This is a genomic window from Terriglobales bacterium (assembly GCA_035457425.1).
Lineage (GTDB): Bacteria > Acidobacteriota > Terriglobia > Terriglobales > Acidobacteriaceae > JACPNR01.
Map to the genome: position 1 here is coordinate 1 of DATIBR010000145.1, position 8,007 is coordinate 8,007.

The window sequence follows — 8,007 nt, forward strand, 5'->3', positions numbered from 1 at the left end:
CGGCCTCGAGACCTCCTACGGACGCAGCCAGGTCCTGTTCGGCATCGACCTGCGCATCGGCAAGGGCGAGGTGGTCTCGCTGCTCGGCCGCAACGGCATGGGCAAGACCACCACGGTGCGCTCGATCATGGGCATCACGCGCCCGAAGGCCGGCAGCATCGATTTCGAAGGCAGGAAGCTGCAGGCGCTGCCGTCCTACCGCATCGCGCAGGCCGGGCTCGGGCTGGTGCCCGAAGGACGCCAGGTGTTCCCGAACCTCACGGTGCGCGAGAACCTCCTCGCCACCGCGCGCAAGGGACCCTGGACGCTCGACACGGTTTTCAAGCTGTTCGAAAACCTGAAGCACCGGCAGGGCAACTACGGCAACCAGCTCTCCGGCGGCGAGCAGCAGATGCTCGCCATCGGCCGCGCGCTGATGACCAACCCGCGCCTGCTCGTCCTCGACGAGGCCACCGAGGGCCTCGCGCCGCTGATCCGCGCCGACATCTACCGCTCGATCGAGCGCCTGAAGGGCGAAGGGCTGTCGCTCCTGGTCATCGACAAGGACGTAAGGGCGTTAACCCAGGTGGCGGACCGCCACTACGTCTTGGAGAAGGGCCGCGTGGTGTGGAGTGGAACGTCGGCGGAGCTGGCGGCCGACAAGAACGTCCAGCACCGATACCTCGGGGTGTAGACTTTTTGATATGGGAAACATAGCGACGCCTGAACTGCTGATCGCTCGTTGGAACGAGATGTGCCGCGACCCATCGCTGCAAGACCTGCCCTACAAGATCGAGCTGAACGCCTGGGGCAAGGTCGAAATGGGGCCGCCCGCGGGCGTGGGGCACGGACGCCAGCAAACCGAAGTCGCGATGCAGCTCCAGCAGCAGCTGAAGGACGGCGTGGTCATCACCGAATGCCCGGTCCTGACCGACATCGGCGTTCGCGTGCCGGACGTAGTTTGGGCCTCGAACGCCTTCCGCATGCAGCACAAGCATTCGTCGCCGCTACCGCGAGCGCCCGAAATCTGCGTCGAGATCTACTCCCCGTCGAACGTCGACGCCGAGATCGCCGAGAAAACTCGCGCTTACCGGGAAGCAGGCGCGCACGAGGTCTGGATCGTCGCGCAGAACGGATCGATTCGCTACATCGACCCCTCTGGCGAGATGCCGAGAAGCCGCTTTCCCGTGGCTGTCAGCGCACCGGACGTAACGACCGACTACCTGTGAAGCGCGAAAACGTCGTAGGCCGCGCGAACGTCGAGGACACTCCCGAGCTCGAGGCCTATTACCGCGCGCTCGAAGGCGAAAAGCTGGGCGCGCTGTGGAACGTCGCAAACGACATCGAGCCCTGGTATCCGCAGCCGAAGTCCATTCCGACGCTGTGGGCGTGGAGAAAAATCGAAAGATATGTAAGAGATGCGGCGAGGCTCGTTTCCGCCGAGAAGGCGGCGCGCCGCGTGGTGATGCTGGTCAACCCCGGCCGCAAGGAATGGAGCGCGGCCTCGGGCCTGCTCTACACCGGCGTGCAAATCATGAACCCCGGCGAGGCCGCGTCCGCGCACCGCCACCAGGCGAGCGCCTTGCGCTTCGTCATGGAGGGGCGCGGCGCGTACACCATCGTGGACGGCGAGCGCCTCGAGCTCGGCGCGCGCGATTTCGTCCTGACGCCGAACGGCACCTGGCACGAGCACGGCGTCGACGCGAGCGGCACGCAGTGCATCTGGCAGGACGGGCTCGACATCCCGCTCATGAACTCGCTCGACGCCAACTTCTACGAGGTTCACCCGCGCGTCAACCAGACCCCGGCGCCGCTGTCGCGCGAGAACTGGTCCAAGCCCTACTCGCCCGTGTTTCTCTATAAGTGGGACGACGCGTATCGGGAAGTGAAGAAACTTGGCCGTTACGAGTATTCCAATCCGCTGACCGGCGGGCCGGTGATGCCGACCATGGGGGCCAGCCTCGAGTTGATAACAAACACATCTCCTTTCAAGAGACACACCGGCAGTGTCGTCTACCAGGTCGCGACCGGCCGCGGCTGGTCCGAGGTCGGCGGCCAGCGCTTCGAGTGGGGGGAGAAGGACATCTTCTGCGTGCCGTCATGGACGAAGTACCGCCATGGCGCCCGCGGCGAGGCCGTGCTGTTCTCCTTCAACGACATCCCGGCCATGAAGGCGCTGTCGCTCTATCGCGAGTCGCATGATTAGCCGCGAGCAGAACGAGCTCATGACGCGCATCGGGCCGGGCGCGCCGGCCGGCAAGCTGCTGCGCCGCTACTGGCAGCCGGTGGCGTTGGTCGACGAAATGAAAGGCGATCGCCCGGTCAAGGCCGTCCGGCTTTTCGGCGAAGACTTGGTTCTGTACAAAGCAGGCAATCAATACGCGCTACTGCAGCGCCATTGCCCCCACCGCGGCGCGGACCTCGCCTACGGCCGCATCGAGCCCGACGGCCTGCGCTGCTCGTTCCACGGCTGGAAGTTCGACGGCAAGGGCAAGTGCGTGGAGACGCCGGCCGAGCCGGCGGGCAGCCGGCTGTGCGACCACATCAAGACCCTCGCGTACCCGGTGCTCGAGAAGAGCGGCATCCTGTTCGGCTATCTCGGCGAAGGCGCGCCGCCCGCGTTTCCCGACTTCGACTGCTTCGTCGCGCCCGACGCCTACACCTTCGCGTTCAAGGGCTACTGGGACTGCAACTGGCTGCAGGCGCTCGAAGTCGGCATCGACCCGGCGCATGCGTCATGGCTGCACAAGTATTTCGAGGACGAGGACACCGCGGCAAGCTACGGCAAGCAGTTTCGCGGCGTGCCGGCCGATTCCGACCTGCCGATCAGCAAGGTGCTGCGCGAGTACGACCGCCCCGAGATCCGCGTCGAGCGCACCGAGTACGGCATGCGCCTGCATACCCTGCGGCGCATCAGCGAGGCGCAGACGCACATCCGCGTGACCAACATCCTCTTCCCGCAGGCGTTCGTGATCCCGATGAACGCGGAAATGACGATCACGCAGTTCCACGTGCCGGTCGACGACACCGGCTGCTACTGGTACTCGATCTTCACCAGCTTCGGCGCGCCGGTCGACAAGGACACGATGCGCAACCAGCGGCTCAGGACCTACCCGGCGCCGGAGTACAAGCCCATCCATGGAAGGCACAACGCCTGGGGCTTCGACGCGCTCGAGCAGAAGTCGAAGACCTTCACCGGCATGGGCTTCGATATCAACATCCACGACCAGTTCGCCTGCGAATCGCAAGGCCCGATCGCCGACCGCACGAAGGAGAACCTCGGCACCACCGACAAGGGCATCGTGCTCTACCGGCGGCTGCTGCTGGACGCGATCCGCAGGAATGAAGCCGGCGAGTTCGTGGTCGCCGACAAGGGCTCGGGGCCCCCGGCCATCGACGGCATCGGCCCGACCGCGTCGATCGACGAGTACTGGAAGCAATCGGACCAGACGCGCCGCAAGCGCTCCGCCTGGGCGGCATGAACTTCCCGAAGGGGCTGAAGCAGGTCCGCTTTTCGTTCGCCGACCAGCACGGCGTGCTGCGCGGCAAGACGCTCACCGTGTCGGCCGCCGAGGCGGCGATGGAGCGCGGCGTGACGATGACCAGCACGCTGCTCCTCAAGGACACCTCGCACAAGACCGTGTTCCCGGCGTTCACGCCGGGCGGCGGGGTGGGCATCATCGAGATGCAGGGCGCGGCGGACATCCTGATGGTCCCCGACCAGTCCACCTTCAAGGTGCTGCCCTGGGCGCCCGACACCGGCTGGTTCCTCTGCGACCTGCAGTTCCAGGACGGCCGCCCGATCCCGTTCAGCACGCGCAGCCAGCTGCGCCACGCGCTCGAGCGCCTGGAGCGCTTCGGCTACGAGTTCGTGGCCGGGCTGGAAGTCGAGTTCCACCTTTTCCGCATTACCAATCCGCGCCTCCAGCCCGCCGACGCGGGCCAGCCGGGCAACCCGCCCGACGTCGAGCTCCTCACCACCGGCTACCAGCTCCTCACCGAGCACAAGTACGACCAGGTGGAACCGATCATCGATGTACTGAGGAAAGACCTGGAGCGGCTGGAGCTTCCGTTGCGCTCCTTCGAGCTCGAGTTCGGCCCGAGCCAGGTCGAGCTCACGCTCGGCCCGCAGAGCGGCATGGCGGGCGCGGACGCAATGATGCTGCTGCGCAGCGCGGTGAAGCAGATCGCGCGCCGCCACGGCTTCCACGCCACCTTCATGTGCCGGCCCAAGCTGCCGAACGTGATGTCGAGCGGCTGGCACCTCCACCAGTCGCTGCGCCGCAACGGGTTGAATGCCTTCGTTTCACAGAACGAGGATCTTTCCGAAACCGGCAGGCAATACCTCGCGGGTCTGCTCGCCAACGCGCGCGCCGCCAGCGCGCTCGCCGTGCCCACCCTGAACGGCTACAAGCGCTTCCGCCCCTACTCGCTCGCGCCCGACCGCGTGGTGTGGGGCAAGGAGAACCGCGGCGCGCTGCTGCGCGTGGTGGGCGCGCCGCGCGACCCGGACACGCGCATCGAGAACCGCATCGGCGAGCCGGCCGCCAACCCCTACCTCTACTTCGCGTCGCAGGTCTGGTGCGGCCTCGACGGCCTGGAGCGCCGCCTCGCGCTGCCGCGCGCGGCCGACACGCCGTACGAGGCGAAGGCGGATCTGCTGCCGCGCACCCTGGAGGAGGCGCTCCAGCACCTGCGCGCCAGCAAGACGCTGCGCGACGGCTTCGGCGCCGCGTTCGTCGACTACTACTGCCGCATCAAGGAAGCCGAGATCGCCCGCTTCAACCTGGAAGTGAGCGACTGGGAGCAGCGCGAATACTTCGACCTTTTCTGAGGAACCGCATGATCGAGCAACGAACTCTCGGCAAAACCCCCATCAAAGTCTCCGCCCTGGGCCTCGGCCTGATGTCGATGTCGGGCGTCTACGGCAACGCGAACGACGACGAGTCGATCCGCCTGATCCACTACGCGATCGACCAGGGCATCAACTTCCTCGACTCGGCCGACATGTACGGCTGGGGCCACAACGAGACGCTGCTCGGGAAGGCGCTCAAGGGCAAGCGCGACAAGGTCGTCGTCGCCACCAAGTTCGGACAGGTGAAGCTGCCCGACGGCAAGCAGTCGGTGGACGGCCGCCCGGAGTACGTGATCCAGGCGTGCGAGGCGAGTCTTAAGCGCCTCGGCATCGAAGTGATCGATCTCTACTACCAGCACCGCGTCGACACCAACACGCCGATCGAGGACACGGTCGGCGCGATGAAGCGCCTCGTCGAGCAGGGCAAGGTGCGCGCGCTCGGCCTGTCGGAGGCGCGCCCCGAGACCATCCGCCGCGCGCACAAGGTGCACCCGATCGCGGCGGTGCAGAACGAGTACTCGCTGCTGTACCGCAAGGAAGGCGAGGAAACGCTCAAAGCGACCCGGGAGCTGGGCATCAGCCTGGTCGCTTACGCGCCGCTCGGCCGCAGCATGCTGACCGGCACGGTGCACGGCAAGGCCGACCTGCCCGAGGGCGACCGGCGGCTGCAGCACCCGCGCTTCCAGGGCGAGGCGCTGGAAAAGAACGTCTCGATCGTGAAGCAGCTCGAGTCCATCGCGGCGGACAAGAAATGCACGCCGGCTCAGCTCGTGCTCGCGTGGCTCCTGCACCAGGGCAAGGACATCGTGCCCATTCCCGGCACCAAGCGGCGCGAGCGCTTCGACGAGAATCTTGCGGCGGCGAAGATTCGCCTGAGCCCTGAAGAAGTCAAGAAGATCTCCGAAGCGGCCCCCGTCGGGGCGGGTGCCGGTACGCGCTACCCGGCCGAAACGATGAAACGCGTGTATCAGTAGTAGAAGCGTCTTGCAACCGTATGACGCCACACGGTGGCTGGCGCTGGCCACCATGTGGTCGTTCCAGTACATCTTCCTGCGCGTCGCGGTGCCGTTCTTCGGCACCGCCGCGGTATCCGAGGGCCGCGCGCTGTGCGCGGCGCTGTTCCTCGTGCCGTGGGCGGTCTGGGTGGCGCGCCAGCGCATCGCGCCGCTCGAGCACTGGAAGGACCACCTCGCGGTCGCGCTGGTCAACAACGTGGCGCCGTTCGTGTGCTTCGCCTGGGCGGCGAGCGTGCTGCCGGCCGGCTACCTCGCGATCATCAACGGCATGGTGCCGCTCTGGGCCGCGGTGATCGCGGTGCCGGTGCTGAAGGAGCGCCTCGGCCTCGCGCGCATCGCCGGCTTCGCGCTCGGCGTCGCGGGCGTGGCGCTGATCGTCAACCTGGGGCCGGTGGAGCTGAGCTTGAGGACTTTCCTGGGAACCCTGGTGGCGATCGCGGGCGCGGGCTTCTGGGGCTGGGCCGGCGTGATGATCAAGCAGCGCCAGGGCCGCCTGCCGCCGATGGGGCTCGCCGCCGGCTCGATCGCCTTCGCGGCGATCCTGATGGCGCCGCTCTGGGCCACCGCGCCTCCCGTGCAGCAGTGGCACCTGGAAGCCACCCTCTCGCTGGTCGCGGTGGGCGTGGTCTGCAGCGGCCTCGCCTACCTGCCCTTCTTCACCCTGGTGCGCGACATCGGGCCGTCGCGCACGCTCACCGTGGGCCTCGCGGTGCCGGTGCTCGGCGTGCTGTGGGGCTGGCTGCTGCTCGACGAGGCGGTGACGGCGGGCATGCTGGCCGGCGCGGCCCTCGTGATCGTCGCGCTGGCGCTGGTGCTGCGCCGTTAACCCTTTCTCCGCGCCCCGCCGTTTAACGGGGGACAAAGGAGAACACCATGCCCATGCTGGAAAAAGTCACGGCGGCCGTTGCGCTGGCCCTTTGCCCGCTGGCACACGCGGCAGTCCAGGAAAAACCGAGCACGCTCGCCGACCAGCAGTCGGTCGCGGTCACGATCTACAACGAGAACCTGGCGCTGGTGAAGGACCAACGCCGCATCGGCTTCGACGCCGGCCGCAACCGGCTCGCACTGCGGGAGGTGAGCGCGCGGATGCGCCCGGAGACCGCGCTGCTGCGCAGCCTTTCGCATCCCGGCTCGCTTTCGCTGCTCGAGCAGAACTTCGACTTCGACCTGCTCACCCCGGCCAAGCTGCTGGAGAAATACGTCGGCCGGCAAGTCAGGGTTTTCAGGATCAATCCAAAATCCGGAGAGGAATCGTTCGAGACCGCCACCGTGCTGGCCGCGAACGCCGGCGTGGTGCTGCGCATCGGCGATCGCATCGAGACCGGCCTGCCCGGGCGCATCGTGTACGACGGCGTGCCGGCGAACCTGCGCGACCGCCCGACGCTGGTGAGCGAGCTCGACGCGGCACGCAGCGGCGCGCAGACCGTCGAGCTCTCCTACCTGACCGGCGGGCTGTCCTGGAAAGCGGACTACGTGGCGGAGCTGAACGCCGCCGACACCGCGCTCGACCTGAACGGCTGGGTGACGCTCACCAACCAGAGCGGCACGGCCTACCCGAACGCCAGGCTGCAGCTCGTCGCGGGCGACGTGAACCGCGTGCCCGACGAGCTGCGCGTGGCGAAGGCCATGCTGGCGCAACGCGCCGCCGCCGCCGAGGCGCCGCGCAACGACATGGCGCAGGAGTCGCTGTTCGAGTACCACCTCTATACGCTGCAGCGCCCGACCACCATTTCCGACAACCAGACCAAGCAGGTCGCGCTGCTCGCCGCGCAGGGCGTGCCGGTCACCAAGGAGCTCGTGCTCCAGGGCAGCGATTACTACTACCGCTCCAGCGTGGGCGGCATCGGGCAGAAATTGAAGGTCGGCGTGTTCGTGCAGCTCGAGAACCGCGAGTCGTCGCGGCTCGGCATGCCGATGCCGAAGGGCGTGGTGCGGGTCTACAAGAAGGACAGCGCGGGCAACGCGCAATTCGTCGGCGAGGACCGCATCGACCACACGCCGAAGAACGAGACCGTGCGCCTGAAGCTCGGCGAAGCCTTCGACGTCACCGCGGACAAGAAGCAGACCGACTTCAAGCGCCGCGAGCCGACCAACCGGGCGAGCTACGTGTTCGAGAGCGCCTACGAGATCGTGCTGCGCAACGCGAAGAAGGAGGCC

Annotated in this window: 8 protein-coding genes; all 8 read left to right on the forward strand. The window is 67.2% G+C overall.

Annotated elements, in window-relative coordinates:
• On the forward strand, positions 1-673 hold a 673-nt coding region (locus VLA96_10985; GenBank protein ID HSE49722.1), incomplete at its 5' end, for an ABC transporter ATP-binding protein.
• Between the two features lie 10 nt (positions 674-683).
• Positions 684-1,208 (forward strand): Uma2 family endonuclease, encoded by a 525-nt coding sequence (locus VLA96_10990; GenBank protein ID HSE49723.1) that lies wholly within the window; start codon positions 684-686, stop codon positions 1,206-1,208.
• On the forward strand, positions 1,205-2,185 hold the full coding sequence (locus VLA96_10995) for a cupin domain-containing protein (GenBank protein ID HSE49724.1): 981 nt from the start codon (positions 1,205-1,207) through the stop codon (positions 2,183-2,185). Before VLA96_10990 ends, VLA96_10995 begins: the two co-directional genes overlap by 4 nt.
• The gene (locus VLA96_11000) at positions 2,178-3,461 is read left to right on the forward strand and encodes a Rieske 2Fe-2S domain-containing protein (GenBank protein ID HSE49725.1); all 1,284 of its coding nucleotides are present in this window, start codon (positions 2,178-2,180) and stop codon (positions 3,459-3,461) included. Before VLA96_10995 ends, VLA96_11000 begins: the two co-directional genes overlap by 8 nt.
• Positions 3,458-4,813 carry a glutamine synthetase family protein gene (locus VLA96_11005; protein ID HSE49726.1) on the forward strand — a complete coding sequence of 452 codons (1,356 nt, stop codon included), beginning with the start codon at positions 3,458-3,460 and terminating at the stop codon, positions 4,811-4,813. The genes VLA96_11000 and VLA96_11005 overlap by 4 nt, the downstream gene beginning before the upstream one ends.
• Before the next feature lie 8 nt (positions 4,814-4,821).
• Positions 4,822-5,808, forward strand: a complete 987-nt coding sequence (locus VLA96_11010) for an aldo/keto reductase (protein ID HSE49727.1) — start codon at positions 4,822-4,824, stop codon at positions 5,806-5,808.
• A gap of 10 nt (positions 5,809-5,818) precedes the next feature.
• Positions 5,819-6,676 carry a DMT family transporter gene (locus VLA96_11015; protein HSE49728.1) on the forward strand — a complete coding sequence of 286 codons (858 nt, stop codon included), beginning with the start codon at positions 5,819-5,821 and terminating at the stop codon, positions 6,674-6,676.
• A gap of 47 nt (positions 6,677-6,723) precedes the next feature.
• The coding region (locus VLA96_11020; GenBank protein HSE49729.1) for a DUF4139 domain-containing protein at positions 6,724-8,007 on the forward strand (1,284 nt) is incomplete at its 3' end.

What these genes read in the sequence shown, in the direction of transcription:
- VLA96_10990 (HSE49723.1), top strand. Translation starts at nt 684, where the DNA reads ATGGGAAACATAGCGACGCCTGAACTGCTGATCGCTCGTTGGAACGAG.
- VLA96_11000 (HSE49725.1), top strand. Translation starts at nt 2,178, where the DNA reads ATGATTAGCCGCGAGCAGAACGAGCTCATGACGCGCATCGGGCCGGGC.
- VLA96_11005 (HSE49726.1), top strand. Translation starts at nt 3,458, where the DNA reads ATGAACTTCCCGAAGGGGCTGAAGCAGGTCCGCTTTTCGTTCGCCGAC.
- VLA96_11010 (HSE49727.1), top strand. Translation starts at nt 4,822, where the DNA reads ATGATCGAGCAACGAACTCTCGGCAAAACCCCCATCAAAGTCTCCGCC.